15 protein-coding genes are annotated in these 15,697 nt (G+C 59.1%); 9 read left to right on the top strand and 6 right to left on the bottom strand.

All coding sequences use genetic code 11. From position 1 onward, the window contains the following. Positions 1-19: 19 nt before the first annotated feature. Entirely contained in the window at positions 20-1,882 is a 1,863-nt protein-coding gene (locus tag J4G38_RS29065; protein ID WP_210515678.1) for an LTA synthase family protein, read from the bottom strand. Positions 1,883-2,132: 250 nt separating this feature from the next. Here J4G38_RS29065 and J4G38_RS23445 point away from each other — a divergent pair, with 250 nt between their 5' ends. Next, entirely contained in the window at positions 2,133-4,322 is a 2,190-nt protein-coding gene (locus tag J4G38_RS23445) for a glutamine synthetase III family protein (RefSeq protein ID WP_210515676.1), read from the top strand. Between the two features lie 154 nt (positions 4,323-4,476). Here the strand turns inward: J4G38_RS23445 and J4G38_RS23440 are convergent, their stop codons facing one another. After that, positions 4,477-5,031 (bottom strand): hypothetical protein, encoded by a 555-nt coding sequence (locus J4G38_RS23440; protein WP_210515674.1) that lies wholly within the window; start codon positions 5,029-5,031, stop codon positions 4,477-4,479. 189 nt (positions 5,032-5,220) lie between these two features. On the opposite strand from J4G38_RS23440, the gene J4G38_RS23435 reads away from it, so the two are divergent. The 3 genes from J4G38_RS23435 to J4G38_RS23425 all read left to right on the top strand — a co-directional run bounded on the left by J4G38_RS23435 (position 5,221) and on the right by J4G38_RS23425 (position 7,277). Further along, entirely contained in the window at positions 5,221-5,586 is a 366-nt protein-coding gene (locus J4G38_RS23435; protein ID WP_210515672.1) for a hypothetical protein, read from the top strand. Positions 5,587-5,623: 37 nt separating this feature from the next. Continuing rightward, complete coding sequence (locus tag J4G38_RS23430; protein ID WP_210515670.1) at positions 5,624-6,169, top strand: PAS domain-containing protein; 546 nt, start codon at positions 5,624-5,626, stop codon at positions 6,167-6,169. A 136-nt stretch (positions 6,170-6,305) separates the two neighbouring features. Beyond that, the gene (locus tag J4G38_RS23425) at positions 6,306-7,277 is read left to right on the top strand and encodes an NAD(P)H-quinone oxidoreductase (RefSeq protein WP_210515668.1); all 972 of its coding nucleotides are present in this window, start codon (positions 6,306-6,308) and stop codon (positions 7,275-7,277) included. A gap of 130 nt (positions 7,278-7,407) precedes the next feature. Here the strand turns inward: J4G38_RS23425 and J4G38_RS23420 are convergent, their stop codons facing one another. Then, on the bottom strand, positions 7,408-8,016 hold the full coding sequence (locus tag J4G38_RS23420; protein ID WP_210515666.1) for a thioredoxin family protein: 609 nt from the start codon (positions 8,014-8,016) through the stop codon (positions 7,408-7,410). 82 nt (positions 8,017-8,098) lie between these two features. Beyond that, positions 8,099-8,584 carry a TlpA disulfide reductase family protein gene (locus J4G38_RS23415; protein ID WP_210515665.1) on the bottom strand — a complete coding sequence of 162 codons (486 nt, stop codon included), beginning with the start codon at positions 8,582-8,584 and terminating at the stop codon, positions 8,099-8,101. Between the two features lie 143 nt (positions 8,585-8,727). Between J4G38_RS23415 and ispG the strand changes: the two genes are divergently transcribed. Both ispG and J4G38_RS23405 read left to right on the top strand, forming a co-directional pair. Then, on the top strand, positions 8,728-10,719 hold the full coding sequence (gene ispG, locus J4G38_RS23410) for a (E)-4-hydroxy-3-methylbut-2-enyl-diphosphate synthase (protein ID WP_210515664.1): 1,992 nt from the start codon (positions 8,728-8,730) through the stop codon (positions 10,717-10,719). A 38-nt stretch (positions 10,720-10,757) separates the two neighbouring features. Next, complete coding sequence (locus tag J4G38_RS23405) at positions 10,758-11,039, top strand: hypothetical protein (protein WP_210515663.1); 282 nt, start codon at positions 10,758-10,760, stop codon at positions 11,037-11,039. Positions 11,040-11,045: 6 nt separating this feature from the next. On the opposite strand, the gene J4G38_RS23400 is transcribed toward J4G38_RS23405, so the two are convergent. After that, a complete protein-coding gene (locus tag J4G38_RS23400; protein WP_210515662.1) occupies positions 11,046-11,513 on the bottom strand; it encodes a nuclear transport factor 2 family protein in 468 nt (155 codons plus the stop codon). Between the two features lie 180 nt (positions 11,514-11,693). Between J4G38_RS23400 and J4G38_RS23395 the strand changes: the two genes are divergently transcribed. Genes J4G38_RS23395 through J4G38_RS23385 form a run of 3 tightly spaced genes read left to right on the top strand, consistent with a single transcriptional unit; the run spans position 11,694 to position 12,926 of the window. Continuing rightward, positions 11,694-12,338, top strand: a complete 645-nt coding sequence (locus J4G38_RS23395) for a phytanoyl-CoA dioxygenase family protein (protein ID WP_226163740.1) — start codon at positions 11,694-11,696, stop codon at positions 12,336-12,338. 52 nt (positions 12,339-12,390) lie between these two features. Next, entirely contained in the window at positions 12,391-12,564 is a 174-nt protein-coding gene (locus J4G38_RS23390; RefSeq protein WP_201987300.1) for a DUF6728 family protein, read from the top strand. Positions 12,565-12,575: 11 nt separating this feature from the next. Then, positions 12,576-12,926, top strand: a complete 351-nt coding sequence (locus J4G38_RS23385; protein WP_210515660.1) for an MmcQ/YjbR family DNA-binding protein — start codon at positions 12,576-12,578, stop codon at positions 12,924-12,926. 52 nt (positions 12,927-12,978) lie between these two features. Here the strand turns inward: J4G38_RS23385 and J4G38_RS23380 are convergent, their stop codons facing one another. Continuing rightward, positions 12,979-15,594 (bottom strand): M14 family metallopeptidase, encoded by a 2,616-nt coding sequence (locus tag J4G38_RS23380; protein WP_210515659.1) that lies wholly within the window; start codon positions 15,592-15,594, stop codon positions 12,979-12,981. Positions 15,595-15,697 lie beyond the last annotated feature (103 nt).

The following is a 15,697-nucleotide window of genomic DNA, read 5'->3' as shown; positions in this document are numbered from 1 at the left end:
GTACGGCGGGCGCGCGTTCCTACTTTCGGGCAAAATCTTCCAGTGAAACCTGTTCCATCGCCTTGCCCAATTGCAGCTGGGGCGCGAGCCCGGGGCTGCTTTGCTCCCAGACCTGCCGGTTCACGTTGTCGAAGGAAATTGTGCCGGCCGGTGCCACGGTGCCAAAGCCGTTATTGAAGCAGTAATAGGCGAAGGAAGTGGGATGCGGAGCCAGCAAGTCGCGGCTCCACGCGAAAGAAGTAGCGGGCAGGTTGAGCTGGCGCAGGAGCGTGGCCGCCACATCCGTTTGCGAGCCGATGGTGCTCACGACCCGGCCACGGACTTCGGGCCGCAGGGCCCCACCAGCCAGCAGCAGCGGAATCCGAAACTTCTCGGGGCTTTGGTTGGGGGAGTCGTGGGGCTGTTGGTGGCCGTGGTCGGCTACCAGCACCAGCAGGGTGTGGGCGTACCACGGTTCTTTTTGGGCTTTCTGCAGGAACTGGCCCAGGGTATAATCGGTGTAATAAACTGAGTTGCGGAACAAGTCAGCCTCGGTTGTACCCGGGAATTTGCGTTTCATGGGCACCTCAAACGGCTCGTGGCTGCTCAGGGTGAAGGCGGTGACAAAAAATGGCTGCGGCTGCCGCTTCAGGTCGCTCAGCATGCGGTTGAAGAGCACGCCGTCGTGGGCGCCCCATTTGGAGTTCTGGTCGGCGGCGGCAAAGTCGGCGCGCTCCGTGAACTGCTCGTAGCCGGCCGTTTGCAGGTAGCTTTTCATGTTGGCAAATGCCAGTTCGCCGCCGTAATAATAGTGCGACCGGTAGCCCGCCGCCGCCAGCGAGCGGCACAGGTGCGGCAGGTGCTCGGTTTTGCGCGGGAACTTGATAATGCTGGTCGTGGGCTGGTTGGGATACCCCGACAGCAGCGCCACGAGGCCTTTCTGGCTGCGGTCGCCCGCCGCATAAATGTTGGTAAACAAGACGCCCGTGCGGGCCAGGCTGTCCAGGTTCGGCGTCACGCCTTTTTCCCCACCCACGCTGCCCACCAGTTTGCCCGTAAAACTTTCGAGGATGATGAACAGCACATTGGGCCGCGCATCGGCCAGAATGGAGGCCGAAGAATCGGGCAAAGCCGGCGCGCCCACTGCTCGCGGGTAAAGGCCTGCCACCAGCCGCCGGGCCGTGCTGTCCGGCATGAGCGGCTGAATCGGCTGCTCTTCCGCCCGCAGGACCAGCGCACTCATCATGTTCCATGGCGCATTCATGGCCGCGTGGTTGGCAAAGGCGACATGGGAGAAGTAGACGTCGCTCTGGTTCACCGGAATTTGCTGGGTGCCGCCGCGCAGGGGCACCACCAGCAAAGCCACATAAAGCAGCCCCGCCAAAGCTGCTCGCCCCCGCCCGAACCACGTGGGCAGCACAGCGAGGGGCTCCACTATCTTATTATACAGCCACCAGCTACTGGCCAGCAGCCCCAGCAGCAGCCCCAGCAGCAGCCCCACCGGCGCGCTCCCTGCCGAAGCGGCCATTTCCTGGGGCGAATTCAGGTATTGCAGGGGCGTGTCGTCCAGCCGAAATCCCCATGTGCGGTACAACTCCAAATCGGCGGTAATCAAAGAGGCCAAAACCAGGCTAATAGCCGCCGAGTAAGCCCGGATGAGCCCCTGTAGCGGCAGCCGTGGCAGCAGGCTGCCGATAACAAAAAATAAAAACGGCAGCATGCACACATACGCCGCAGCCGAGGCATCCAGCCGCAGTCCGTAGCCAAAAGTCCCCAGCAGCGTCCGTAAGGAGAGATGCGCCGTGGATGCGTGCTGATAGCCCAGGAACATGGCGCGGCCCAGTCCAAAAAATAGCAGCCAGAATAAGAAGTAGCGGGGCTGAAACGCAAAGCGGTTTTTCACGCCCCAAAGATAGACTGCCAGCCAACGGACTAAAAAAAACAAGAAATAAGTGGATTGTGAGGTTTAGTCGACAAAAATTGCAGATTGGTCGTATTAAAGGAGGGGGGGAGGGTGAAAAAAATACACTTTCTTGAAAAAAGCCCTTTTATTTGGGGGTCGGATAGAGGTGGAACTGATTCGTGTTTTATCTTTGCCCCAAGAATCGTAATTCAACGCTCACACATTTTTCCCGCCTGGTTTCCCCGCTAATATGGCCATTCTCCGCTTTAAAGCCCTCGAACTTGTTAACCTGCGACGCCCTATTACGGTGGCACCTGCTGCTGCGCGTCGTTCCGACAGTTTTGGGCAAAGTGTTTTTAACCTTGAAGCCATGCGGGCTACCATGCCCGGCGACTATTTTAAGAAGCTGCAAGCCGCTATAAAACAAGGGGCTACCGTGGAACGCAACGTAGCCGATGCCGTCGCTTCAGCCATGAAAACCTGGGCCATGGCCAAAGGTGCTACTCACTACACTCACTGGTTTCAACCGCTAACCGGGGCTACCGCCGAAAAGCACGACTCGTTCTTCGACCTCAATTCGGACGGTCGGCCGATTGAAAATTTTAAAGGTTCCGCGCTGGTGCAGCAGGAGCCCGATGCCTCGTCGTTTCCGAACGGTGGCATTCGCAACACCTTTGAGGCCCGCGGCTACACTGCCTGGGACCCCACCTCGCCTGCTTTTATCATTGAAACGGTAGGTGCCAAAACCCTGTGTATTCCCACCATTTTTGTGGCATACACCGGCGAGGCCCTCGATTATAAAGCGCCGCTGCTGAAATCACTGGCCGTGCTGGAAAAAGCGGCCGTGGAAGTTTGTCAGTATTTCGACAAAGACGTGAGCCGCGTCAACACCACGCTCGGCATTGAGCAGGAATATTTTCTGGTTGATAAAGCGTTGTATGACGCCCGCCCCGACCTTGTAATGACCGGCCGTACCTTGTTCGGTCACATTCCGGCCAAAGGCCAGCAGCTCGACGACCATTACTTCGGCTCGATTCCGGCTCGGGTACACGGTTTCATGCTCGATTTCGAGGAAGAAGCGAATCTGCTGGGCATCCCGCTGCGGACCCGTCACAACGAAGTGGCCCCCAACCAGTTTGAGTGCGCTCCCACGTTTGAAGACGCCAACCTGGCCGTGGACCACAACCAGCTGTTGATGGATGTGATGGACCGCGTGGCCGAGCGCCACAACTTCAAGGTGCTGCTGCACGAGAAGCCCTTTGCCGGCGTGAACGGCAGCGGCAAGCACAACAACTGGGCAATGAGCACCGATACGGGTGTGAACCTGCTCGCTCCCGGCCGCCGGCCCAAGGAAAACCTCCAGTTCCTGACCTTCTTCATCACCACGATTCAGGCCGTGCACCGCTACGCCGACTTGCTGCGCGCCAGCATTGCCTCGGCTTCAAACGACCACCGCCTGGGTGCCAACGAGGCCCCGCCGGCCATTGTTTCGGTGTTTGTGGGTTCGATGCTGGACTCGGTGCTCGATGAACTGGAGCGCACCGCCAAGCTGCCCCTCGACAAAGGCGACAACATTTACCTGAAGCTGGGCATTGACAAGATTCCGCCCATCCTGCTCGATAACACCGACCGGAACCGTACGTCGCCTTTTGCCTTTACCGGCAACAAGTTTGAGCTGCGCGCCGTAGGTTCTTCGGCCAACTGCTCCTCAGCAATGACGGTGCTCAACACCATTGTGGCCGACCAGCTCATTGACTTCAAGAAATCTGTTGACGCACTAATCGAACAAGGCAAGAAAAAAGAGGTTGCCATCGTTGAGGTTTTGCGCGAGTACGTAATCAGCTCGAAAGCCATTCGGTTTGAAGGCAATGGCTACTCAGATGAGTGGAAAGAGGAAGCGGCTCGCCGCGGCCTGAACAACATTGCTACCACGCCGCAAGCCCTCGACGCCCTGGTGCGCGACGACGCGGCCGACCTGTTTGCTAGGCACGGCATTTTCTCGCCGGTTGAGCTACACGCCCGCCACGAGATTTTGCTGGAAGAATACCAGAAGAAAATTCAGATTGAAAGCCGTGTGCTCGGTGATTTGGCCATTAACCACATCATCCCCACGGCCCTGGCCTACCAGACCAAACTCATCGACAACGTGCGCGGCCTACGTGAAATTGGCCTCGACGACGAGAACAGCCAAGTGACCGTGGAAATGATTAAATCCATTTCCCGCCACGTTTCAACCATTAAAACCAACGCCGACGCCATGACGGAGGCGCGTAAACAAGCTAACAAAATTGGAGATGCCCGCGAATTGGCGGTTGCATACTGCGAGGAAGTAAAACCAAAATTCGACCCCATCCGCCGAGCCGTAGACAAGCTCGAACAGATGGTGGCCGACGAGGACTGGCCTCTGGTGAAGTACCGCGAACTTTTGTTCAGCCGGTAAATCGTCGGAGGACGGAATCGGGTCCGGTGTTGGGTGGGAATTCTCGCCGCGCCCCGGTTTTGAAAGAGCCATCTCAGGTGAGGTGGCTTTTTTTGGTTATACGCTGCAATCGATTGCAGGGTTTTTAATACGGCATAAGATTCGAAATTATTGGCTATTTAGCTGTGGGGGCACGTTTATGCTTCGCAGCAGCGGCGGGAGCTGCTAGTAGGAGCGGTAGCCGCGGCGTAAGGGCATCTGCTTCGTCTTCGAGGACTTCGGCGCTGCTGCCAGGGTCGGGCACCAGCATTTTCCAGGTGGCGCGGCGTAGCTCATCCAGCTTGTCGAGCGACTCGCTTATGGTGGGATTGGCCTTGAGCTTATCAAACAGGCCACTTTTGTTGCCTACGGCAATGAGCTTTTCAATCACAAAGGGCAACACCCAGCCCACTACGTTGGAGGCAAGGGCCCCGCGCAAACCCAGGCGCAGGAGCAGCCGCACGGTCATCTGCTCAACCAGCAGCACGCGGGCAGCAGGCAACGCTTTGTCGGCCAGAAAATCGGCCACCAGCTTGAGGTTGCCTTTCTCCACTTCGGCCCGAAGGACGTCCTGCACCGAATCGAGGGCGCGGGCGGCGAGTTGGCGGAACAGGCGCCCGGTTTGCCAGGCGGCTAACCCCGTGAAGCGAGCGGCACCGAGCAATGCCGGAATAAAGCGGGGCTTTTTCATATCAGGGAGTACGTATTAATTCGGATAAAAATCAGTAAACGCGAAGGAACGGTGGTGCTTGATTTTGGGTTAGGCGGGCCGGCAGGTCCTCTATTGCCGGTTGTGGGCAACGTTTTCGCCCATGCCTGGGACGTGCATTAAACGGTTCAACTGTACTTTTCGCAGCCGCGGGGCTGTTTTAATTTCTGCATGTCTGATTTGCTACTGGATATAAATTTACAACAACTGCCGGACGACTATTTCGGTGGCGAATGGCAGGTTGCCAGTCGGGTGCTTAACCGTAACGACCCGGATAGCCCATTGGCACAAGCTACTCGGCTGGTCTTCAATCCGGGCCAACTGGAGGCGCAAACGGAATCATCCGGACCGGGCCAGATGGGCCGGTGGGAAATAACCCGCGACGAAATACTGAACCGGCCATACCTCAGTTTTGAACTGCCCAATGAGGCCACCCGCGCGCTGGTTACGCGCATGCGCCGCTCAGCCGATGGCTTGCGCGGCCAACTCAATCTGTACTTTGCCTCGGGCATGGAAATGCAGCTTGACCGCGCCTAATCTTTATTATTACCGAACCTTACGTCCCCATTCGTTCGTGAATCCTTCGCCTCCCGTTACCCCGTTGCCCGCCGTGTCCATGCCCGCTGCTTCCGAAAATGGCTTGGTTGGGCCCGAGCAGTTCACCTTTCTGGCCGACCTTATTCCGCAATTGGTCTGGATAACGGACATCAACGGCTTCCACACGTACTTCAACCAGCGCTGGATTGACTTTACGGGCTACACGCTGGCCGATAGCGTGGGGCCGGACATGTGGAACAACCTGCTGCATCCCGATGACCAGGCCCGGGCCCGCCAGGTGTGGGGGCATTCATTGGCGACCGGCGGCGACTACCGCATCGAATACCGCTTCAAAGCCAGGGACGAGTCGTACCGTTGGTTTTTGGGGCAGGCGTTGCCGCGGCGGGGTGACGACGGGCAGATAATTGCGTGGTTTGGCACTTGCACCGACATTCAGGAACAGCGTCAGATGCGCGAACAGCTGGAATTGGCCTATTCTGACCTCGAAGCCAAAGTGGTGTTTCGGACGCTGGATTTGGAGCGGGAAGTTCAGGCCTTGCGGCAGCAGTTGGGCAGTGCGTAGCATTATAGCGTTGCGCCGCTTATTTCTGGTGAAATTTAAACGGCTCTTCGGAGCCGTTTTTCGTTAGCTGTCACGAGGCGGTGCGTATCCGAAGACTGTTTGAAGCGCCCGACTTTACTTTTTCATTAATCCTCGCATGAACACCATCGTTATTCAGCAGGCCGGCGGGCCCGAAGTGCTGCAAATGCGCCAGCAGCCGGACCCACTGCCGGCCGCGCACGAAGTATTGGTTCGCGTGCATGCAGCCGGAATAAACCGGCCCGATGTGCTCATGCGCCAAGGCAAATACGCCGGTGCGGATGCCTCCGGCCAGGTGCCGGGCCTGGAAATAGCGGGCACCGTGGTGCAATGCGGGGCCGAGGCTACGCGCTGGAAACCAGGCGATGCCGTGTGCGCGCTGTTGCCGGCCGGGGGCTACGCCGAATTGGCCGTGGTAGATGCCCGCCACTGCCTGCCCGTTCCGCCCGGCCTGAGCATGGTGGAAGCAGCCGCGCTGCCCGAAACCGTGTTTACCGTGTGGCACAACGTTTTTCAGCGCGGGGCATTGCAGCCCGGCGAGCTGCTGCTGGTGCACGGCGGCAGCAGCGGCATTGGCACCACGGCCATTCAGCTGGCGCGGGCGCGGGGCAGCCGCGTGGCCATTACGGCCGGGGATGATGCCAAGTGCTCGGCCTGCCGCGAATTGGGAGCCGACTGGGCCATCAACTACAAAACGGAGGATTTTGAGCAGGTGCTCAACGCCGAAGGCGTCGACGTTATTCTCGACATGATTGGCGGCGACTACATCGCCAAAAACCTGCGCCTGCTGCGGGAGGACGGCCGCCTGGTTTTCGTGAATGCCATGCAAGGCGGCAAAGGCGAATTTAATGCCCTGGAGGTGATGCGCCGTCGCTTAAGCATCTCGGGGAGCATGCTGCGGCCCCGCTCCGCCGACTTCAAAGCCGCGCTGGCAGCGGAAGTGGAACAGCACGTGTGGCCGCTAGTGGCCGCCGGGAAATTCCGGCCCGTTATCTACAAAACCTTTCCTCTGGCCGAAGCGGCCGCCGCGCATCAGCTGATGGAAAGCAGTGCGCACATTGGTAAGATTGTGTTGGAAGTAGGGCCGTAACAGCAACTATACAACAGCACGTCATGCTGAGCTTGCCGAAGCACCTCTACCGCAGCAGTAATTATTTACGCTCGCGGTAGTGGTGCTTTGGCTTCGCTCAGCATGACGTTCAATGAGTTCAGCTATCAGCTTATGCCCGGCGCCACTTAATGCCGCAGCCAATGGCTTTGGTCGAATTGGTAGTGGCGGCTTTACCGGCGAGAATTTCGGTCATCGCATTTTCCACGTATTTCGTTTTCACCAGCTTGGCATCTTCCGAGTTGTCATCAATGGCCCCGATATACGACACCACGAAATCATTGCCTTGGCGGGTGAGAATGAAGAGGTGGGGCGTGCGGGTAGCACCGTAGGTTTTGGCCACCTCCTGCGATTCGTCCTGCAGGTAGGGGAAGGCGTATTTCTTGGATTGCATCGCAGCGTAGGAGTCGCCAGGGGCCACGGCGGGGTCGTTGGGGTTGATGGCAACTACGGGGTAGCCCAGGGGCGCATACTTGGTGTTCAGGGCAACGATGCGGCTTTCGTAGGCCTGGGCAAAGGGGCAGGTGTTGCAGGTGAATACCACGATGTAGCCTTTGGCGGCTTTGTTGTCGGCCAGGGACACCATTTTGCCGTCGATGTTCTTCAGTTTAAAATCGGTGGCTTTGTCGCCTACTTTGTAGCCATCGGCGGTGGGCCGGGTTACGAAACTGCTCAGCAGCAAGGCGAAGCAGAGGGTGAGAAAGGGCAGGAGCTTGTTCATGGCGATAAAAATGAAGTGAAGGGCTGAAAAACTAGCGTCGTGCAAAACTCAAGCACGCCATCGTTGGGACAGCTACTTGAATTTACAAAAATTTTCGGAGAGCTGCGGTTAGCTCAGTAGGCGAAAGCTCGCGCTCAAATGCAGCGCGCTGTTTGGTTTTATTGTTGATTATCAAAGTAAAAGGCAATGCTCCGGACCACTTGGGGTCCACTTTGCCCACCCAGTCGTTGGGGTCGGACTCGTTGAGCAGCAGCACTTCGGATTTGAGCCCGCGGTGTTTGACGAAGGGCTTGACTTTCTTGTCGAGCTGCGAAGCGTAATCCAGATTAACCAGCAGTACTTTCACTTTTCGGCTGGCATACGTGGCCCGCACCAGCTCGAAACCAGGCAGCTCCTTCACGCAGGGCGCACACCACGTAGCCCAGAAATTGACGACGTACGTGGTGTCGGTGGGCCGCGAGAGGCGCTTTTGAAGCTCGGGAAACCGGATGACGGTGACCTGTTGGGCAAAGCCGGGAGCCGCCAGGAGCAAGAAAACGCTTAGGAGCAGGAATTTCAGTCGGGACATTGGCAATTACATTGGACCATTTTGTTCACAGACAGCGTGAGTAGGGCAGAAGTTGCGGCGGCAAATTCGCGAAGTCGACCCGCTTACGGCTTTACCTTTGCGGGGTGGCGCAACTTTCGCCTTCCGACCATAGTTTTTGGCTCATGAACAAAACGTATTGCCCCAGCCTGACCGAGTACAAGCGCCGCGTGGCCCGCGTGGTCAACATTGGCGGCGTGCCGATGGGAGGCGACTTCCCCATTCGGGTGCAAAGCATGACCACCGTTGACACGATGGACACGCTCGGCTCAGTGGAGCAGACGCTGCGCATGGTGGAAGCCGGCTGCGAGTACGTGCGCATCACCGCGCCCAGCATGAAAGAGGCCCAGAACCTGCTGGAAATCAAAAAAGAGCTGCGCAAGCGCGGCTGCAACGTACCGCTCATTGCCGATATTCACTTCACGCCCAATGCCGCCGAGCTGGCCGCCCGCATCGTGGAGAAAGTGCGCGTGAACCCCGGCAACTACGCCGATAAGAAGAAGTTCGAAGAAATTGAATACACCGACGCCACTTACGCGGCCGAGGTGGAGCGCATCCGGGAGCGGTTCCGGCCGCTGGTCCAGATTTGCAAGCAGTACGGCACGGCCATGCGCATCGGCACCAACCACGGCTCGCTGTCCGACCGCATTCTGAGCCGCTATGGCGATACGCCGCTGGGCATGGTGGAGTCGGCGCTGGAGTTCCTGCGCCTGTGCGAGGAGGAAAACTACTACGATGTGGTGCTGAGCATGAAGGCCAGCAACACGCAGGTGATGGTGCAGGCCTACCGCCTGCTGGTGCAAAAGCTCGACGAAGAAGGCTTGCAGCCCTACCCGCTGCACCTGGGCGTAACGGAAGCCGGCGAGGCCGAAGACGGCCGCATCAAAAGTGCCGTGGGCATCGGCACGCTGCTTGAAGACGGCCTGGGCGATACCGTGCGCGTGAGCCTTACCGAAGCGCCCGAAGCCGAAGCACCAGTGGCCCGCATGCTGATTGACCGCTACACCGGCCGCGCCGTGGAAGCCCGGCCCATTAAGCCGCTGGTGGGCGAGGAGCCCATCAATCCGTTCCAATATTTTCGCCGCCACACGCACGAGGTAGCCAATTTCGGCGGGCAGAACGTGCCACGGGTCATCGTGGACTTGTCGCGGCTGCCACACTTGGAATACGCCGACTTGCGCGCCGCGGGCCACCTGTATTCGCCGTTTCTGGACAAGTTCCAGATGGCTGACCACGGGGCCGACTACATCTACACGGGGGAGCGACCGGTACCCTACATGCTGCCCAACGGTCTCCGGGAAATCGTGACGCACACCGCCTGGGTCGATGCCGGCCAGCGCCCCGACCATTTCCCCCTGATGACGGTGGATAACTACATGGACGATTTTGCCAGGCTGCACCCGCAGCTCAACTTCCTCGTCGCGGAGCTGGACGCGCTGGATAAAGACCTGCTGGCGCGCCTGCGCGAGGCCTCCAACGTGGTGCTGGCGCTGAGCACCACCAACGCCCACGCCATGCCCGAAATGCGGCGGGCTTTTTTCGAGCTGATGAATGCCGGCGTGACCTGCCCGGTCCTCGTCCGCCGCACTTACACCATGGAGAACCCGGCCCAAACCCAGCTCGACGCGGCCACGGATGTCGGTGGCCTGCTCATCGACGGCCTCGGCGACGGCATCTCGCTTTGCACCGACCTGCTGCCCGTGCAGGAGCAGGCCGACTGGCTGCGCGACATCGATGCGCTCAACCAGCTCTCATTCGGCATCCTGCAGGCGGCCCGCACCCGCATGAGCAAGACCGAATACATCAGCTGCCCCAGCTGCGGCCGCACGCTATTTGATTTGCAGGAAACCACGGCCATGATTCGCAAGCGCACCGACCACCTCAAGGGCATCAAAATCGGCATCATGGGCTGCATCGTGAACGGCCCCGGCGAAATGGCCGATGCCGACTACGGCTACGTGGGCGTGGGCAAGGGCAAAATCTCCCTCTACCGCGGCCAGGAAGTCATCAAGAAATCGGTGCCCGAAGAGCGGGCCGTGGATGACCTGATTGAGCTGATGCGCGAGGATGGCCGCTGGATTGAGAAGGAATTGGTGGAGGAGCCGGTGGGGGTTTAAAATATTTGCTGAAGTGTTAAAGATTCCTTGAACAATTTATGCTCGATTTCTTTCAGATTCATGATGGCCAACCAACTAATAATTCTCCAAAATTGAAATTTATTGGTGGAATTGAATGGGAGGAATTTGAGGAAGCACAGATAGCAAATGTTGTTGAAAAGCACTTGGATTATTATGGAAAATTTCGTTGGTCAAATGAATCAGTTAGTCGAAAAATTGCCCAGTTAAAAGAGCTAAATCGTACTTCCCTTTCAAATTTGACTGATATTTTAAAGCAGGCAAATGCCGCTGATTGTGGCCTTATTGCTTTTGGCGATTAAAGAAAGCTACCTACACTTCTCCTTCCTTCGCGTGTCGATGATGTGCGCGATTTTCCAGCCATCGGCCAGCTTCACCAGCTGGAACGAATCGTAGCCGCAATGGCTGAATTTGCTGCCCAGGTAGAACTCGTAGGGAGCCCACACACTGGCCAGGTTGGCGTCGATTAAAACCCGTTCGAATTGCACTCGCTCGTCCCAGATTTCGGGGTGGGGCGAGCCCACGGCTTTCAGGAAGCCGCTGATGCTTTCGATTTGCAGGGTGGGCGGCTGGCCGGGCTGGCCGCCGAAGGCGTGAAATACGGCGGCCGGGGCCAGGGTGCGGCGCACGGCGGTGCTATCACCGCGCCGCATGCCATCGAAAAAGGCGGTGACGGTTTGCTTCACCGCGTTGGCTTCGGCTGAGGGTTTCTGGGCCAGGGCGGTAGTGCCGCTGAATAGCGAGGCCAGCAGTAGGAAAGGAGTGGGTTTTTTCATGGGCAAGCGGGAGTAATCGGGTACAGGCAAGCGGCAGAGCGGTGAGCTGCTTCGGTCGTGACGCGGGCACTGGAGTAGCTTTGCGCCCCATGAAAGGTACTAATGCTCCCAGCGAGTGGGCCGGGGAACTGCGGGCCGAAGGCTTTGCGGTGCTGCCCGCCCTATTACAATGCCCACGAGGTGGCCACGCTGCTGCGAAGTGTGGAAAGCGCCCCCGCGAGCGGCCCCAATTTTCGGCGCAGCCAGGAGGTGTTTGCCATCCGGGATGTGCTGGGCGAGGTGCCGGGACTGTGGCCGCTGCTGGCTACGGATGCCTTGCGTAGGGCATTGGCGCAACTTTTTCCCGCCGGCTGTCACCTCACGAAAAGCATTTATTTCGACAAACCAGCCGGCTCGAACTGGCTGGTGGCCTGGCACCAGGACCTGATGATAAACGTGGACCGCCGCGCCAACCTGCCCGGTTTCGGCCCCTGGACCAGCAAGCCGGAGGGTATTTCGGTGCAGCCGCCCGTGGCCGTGCTGGAAAACGAATGCACCATCCGCATCCACCTCGACGACTGCGACGCCACCAACGGCGCGCTGAAAGTGGTACCCGGTTCGCACCAACGGGGCGTGGTGCCGGCCGCCGAAATTGCCGGCCTCACGCTGGCGGCCACCAGCTGCGCCGTGCCCGCTGGCGGCGCCATGCTCATGAAGCCATTGCTACTGCACGCGTCAAACCGCAGCACGAGCGACCGGCCGCGCCGGGTGTTGCACCTGGAATTTGCCTCGGTGGAACTGCCAACTGAATTGGTATGGCGCGAGCGAAAGCAGGTAATGCAATAAATCTTTCTTCCTGCCCAGGTGTTACCTTAGCTACACCCCAACCCGCCCCGCCATGAACGGTAAAAATCTTTTCAACTTCGGCCCCGTGCTCGGTTATTATTTCCGCAAGCACGACCCCAACCGCAAGAATAACTTCAACATGAAGACCATGCACTTCATCAATAAGCTCAGCCTGGCAATGTTCCTGGTGTGCCTGGTAGTGATGCTGTTCCGCTACGTGCTGTAAGAAAATTCGGGATGAATATTGAGGATTTCCGCGACTACTGTCTGTTGAAGGCCGGCGTGACGGAACACACACCCTTTGGCCCCGATACGCTGGTGTTCAAAGTGGGCGGTAAAATGTTCGCGCTGACCGACATCAATACCTTTGCCAGCATGAATCTAAAATGCGACCCCGAGCGGGCAGTGGAGCTGCGGGAGGCGCACGACTACGTGCTGCCCGGCTACCACATGAATAAGCAGCTCTGGAACACCGTGCTCATCGGTGCCGGCGCGCCGGATAGCCAGCTGCGGCAGCTCATCGACCACTCGTATGATTTAGTGAGGGCCTCGCTGCCAAAGGCGGTGAAGGCAGCGCTGGAGTCCTAGCAGAATCAAGTTGGGCTGCCCCGCCGGGGTTGACTACCGACGGTTTGGTTGCCTACTGCCCAACCAAGAAAACCGCGTTGCCAAACATCAGTTTGCCACCCTGCCAGAAAGCGCGGAATAGCGGGTTATCGCCCAGATACACCACTTCGCCGCGCCCCAAATCTTGGGTGCCCACCACGAACGTATCCGTTAAATCCTTGCGGGCTTTGGTGCCGATGAAGCCAGCCGAGTAGCTGTCTTTCTTGATGACGCCCACATTCCAGCCGCCTTTGCCGAGGAAGCCATAGTTGAGCGGGCTGCGCACCAAGGCGAAGTAGGTGTCGCCGTAGCCAAAGGCCAGCGGGTGAGTATTGTCGAGCTGCACGCGGTACACGCTGCCCTGCACCACGTCCTCGGCTTCTTCGCGCTCCGAGTCGCCGTAGCGGCGCAGGAGTTGGTAGGGGTTTTCCTTGTTGGCCTTTTTGATGGCGACGCTGTCGACGGTTTTGGTTTTGAGCAGGAAATCCTTCTTGTTGGCGAGGAACTTGGCGGCGCCTTCGAGGGCAATGAGGCGGCCGCCGTCGCGCACCCAGGCCTTGAGGTTTTCGAGGTTGCGGTCGGAATAAATGTCATTGTAGCTGCCGTTGGGCAGAATCAGGACATCGTATTTCTGCATCGAAACCCGGCTGAGGTAGTCTGTGCCCAGCACCGTGAGCGGGTAGCCCAGCTGCTGCTCAAAGAAGTGCCACACCTCGCCAAACGCGGTGGCGTCGACGCCGGGGCCGGCCACCACGGCCACGCTCGGCTGTTTCACGAAGTGCACGGTGCCGGAGCCGAGGTCGCGCCCGGAGGTGGAAAAGCCCGATTTCACGGCCGTAACCACGGTGCCGGCCGAGTCGGCCTGGGCGCGCACCAGCTGGTCGAACCGCGTGCCCAGGGCCTCATTGCCGGTGCGGGTGATGACGAGCGTGCCGGGCGCGTACTGCTGGCCTTCGGACTCAAAGGCCTTTTCGGCGTAGCGCACTTTTACTTTTTGTTGCAGCAGGCGGCTCAGGAAGCGCACGTCCTGCAGGCTGTTCCAACGGGCCAGGTAGGCGTAGGGGCGCTCGGTAGTGGAGGCCGCGCTGCCGCGTACCATGGCCTGCGCGGGCGCGCTGGCCGAAACATCGAGGCGGCCGGCAAGGGCGTAGGCTCTCACCCCAAAGGCGTAGGGCAGGGCCCAGGAGGTGATGTCGTAGGTGAGCGAGTCTTCGAGCTGCGGGCGGGGCTCGAACAGCACCTTTACCAGCGTCGATTTGGGCTGGTACATGCTCACGACCACGTCGCGGGGCTCAATTTGTACCGTTTCGGTTTTGCCGGTGGTATAGTTGAAGCCTCTGGTTTTTGTGCGTTTGGAGGCGAAACCGTAGCTGATTTGGTTGCGGTTGAGGTACTGGGTGAGGGTGCGGAGTTGGCCGGGGTCGTTGCCAGCCGAAAGCACATAGGTTTTATACTCGCCCTGGGGCTTGGTTTTGGCAGTGGCGAAGTAGCTCTGGAACTCGCGCAGCAAGTCATCGTGGCGCTCGGCAGTGGCCTGGATGGTGGCGCGGCTGGCGGCGTGGTGGTGGGCAATGCGCTGGGCCAGCGTGAGGGTGTCGCCGTCGAGGCGGGAGTAGGCCACGCCGGCCGGGCCGCCGCCGCCCTGCTCGTAGGTCATGCCGATGGCGCCGTTGAAGCTGGGCCAGGTATCGCCGTAGGTGGGGGCGTACAGGTCGTAGATTTCGCGGGTGAAATACAGCCAGTTGTTTTTGTCGAAGGCCACCTTGTTGTAGTCGCCCAGGATGCCCTGAAACTGGCGTTGCCAGGGCGTAATATCGGCGTGGTAGGGCTTGGCGGCCGGGGAGAAGTAGTAGGAATTATTCGGCCCCATTTCGTGAAAATCGGCGTGCACGGCGGGCAGCCACTGGTTGTAGAGCACGATGCGCTGGCGGGTTTCCTGCTGGGTTTGCCAGGCCCAGTCGCGGTTCAGGTCGAAGTAGTAGTGATTGAACCGGCCACCGGGCCAGGGCTCGTGGTGCTCCCAGGAATCGGGGCCAGCGTTGGGCGACTGGTTCCGCACGCGGTTGTACCAGTTGGCGTAGCGGTCGTGGCCGTCGGGGTTGATGCAGGGGTCCACGATGACGACGGTGTTTTTCAACCAGTCCTGCATCTGCTGGTCCTGGGGGTTGGCCAGGTCGTAGAGCACCTGCATCACGGCTTCGCTGCTCACGGCTTCGTTGCCGTGCACGTTGTAGCTCAGCCAGCACACGGCCGGCTGCTGGCGCTGGCCGGTGCCGGTTTCCAGGCCCGCCAGACGCAGATTGTTGTGACGCACATCTTCAAGCCGGCCGAAATTCTCGGCGCTGGCAATCTGCACCACTTCCAGCGGGCGGTGCTCGTAGGTACTGCCGTAGCGCACCAGCTTCATGCGGCCGGGCGTGTGGGCGGCTACGTGGGCTACGTAGCGCAGCAGCTCTGCGTGGGGCGTGAACTGGGCACCCAGCTTGTAGCCAAGAAATTGCTCGGGCGTGAGGAGCGGACCGGCCGTGTCAGTGGTTTGGGCGCGGCTGGAGAAGCTGAGTAGAGCGGCGAAAAACAGAACTGCCAGCCGTGAAAATGATTGAGAGCAAGAAGCCGTTGATGGCTGTTGGCGCAGGAAGCGTTGTAGCATAGAAGGTCGGAAAATGGCTTAATTGGCAACAAGGTAGGGCACAAAAGCAACGCGAAGTAAGTTTAAACCCGGTATGAACAACCCCCAAAGCAGCCGGTTGCTT

Source organism: Hymenobacter terricola (genome assembly GCF_017921975.2).
In the GTDB taxonomy this organism is placed as follows: Bacteria; Bacteroidota; Bacteroidia; order Cytophagales; family Hymenobacteraceae; genus Hymenobacter; species Hymenobacter terricola.
Note: the sequence above shows the minus strand (reverse complement) of the source record. Positions and strands in the feature narration are given on the sequence as shown.

What these genes read in the sequence shown, in the direction of transcription:
- J4G38_RS23405 (WP_210515663.1), top strand. Translation starts at nt 10,758, where the DNA reads ATGCTCGATTTCTTTCAGATTCATGATGGCCAACCAACTAATAATTCT.
- J4G38_RS23380 (WP_210515659.1), bottom strand. Translation starts at nt 15,594, where the DNA reads ATGCTACAACGCTTCCTGCGCCAACAGCCATCAACGGCTTCTTGCTCT.
- J4G38_RS23415 (WP_210515665.1), bottom strand. Translation starts at nt 8,584, where the DNA reads ATGTCCCGACTGAAATTCCTGCTCCTAAGCGTTTTCTTGCTCCTGGCG.
- J4G38_RS23435 (WP_210515672.1), top strand. Translation starts at nt 5,221, where the DNA reads ATGTCTGATTTGCTACTGGATATAAATTTACAACAACTGCCGGACGAC.
- J4G38_RS23425 (WP_210515668.1), top strand. Translation starts at nt 6,306, where the DNA reads ATGAACACCATCGTTATTCAGCAGGCCGGCGGGCCCGAAGTGCTGCAA.
- J4G38_RS23445 (WP_210515676.1), top strand. Translation starts at nt 2,133, where the DNA reads ATGGCCATTCTCCGCTTTAAAGCCCTCGAACTTGTTAACCTGCGACGC.
- J4G38_RS23390 (WP_201987300.1), top strand. Translation starts at nt 12,391, where the DNA reads ATGAACGGTAAAAATCTTTTCAACTTCGGCCCCGTGCTCGGTTATTAT.
- ispG (WP_210515664.1), top strand. Translation starts at nt 8,728, where the DNA reads ATGAACAAAACGTATTGCCCCAGCCTGACCGAGTACAAGCGCCGCGTG.
- J4G38_RS23385 (WP_210515660.1), top strand. Translation starts at nt 12,576, where the DNA reads ATGAATATTGAGGATTTCCGCGACTACTGTCTGTTGAAGGCCGGCGTG.
- J4G38_RS23400 (WP_210515662.1), bottom strand. Translation starts at nt 11,513, where the DNA reads ATGAAAAAACCCACTCCTTTCCTACTGCTGGCCTCGCTATTCAGCGGC.
- J4G38_RS23440 (WP_210515674.1), bottom strand. Translation starts at nt 5,031, where the DNA reads ATGAAAAAGCCCCGCTTTATTCCGGCATTGCTCGGTGCCGCTCGCTTC.
- J4G38_RS23420 (WP_210515666.1), bottom strand. Translation starts at nt 8,016, where the DNA reads ATGAACAAGCTCCTGCCCTTTCTCACCCTCTGCTTCGCCTTGCTGCTG.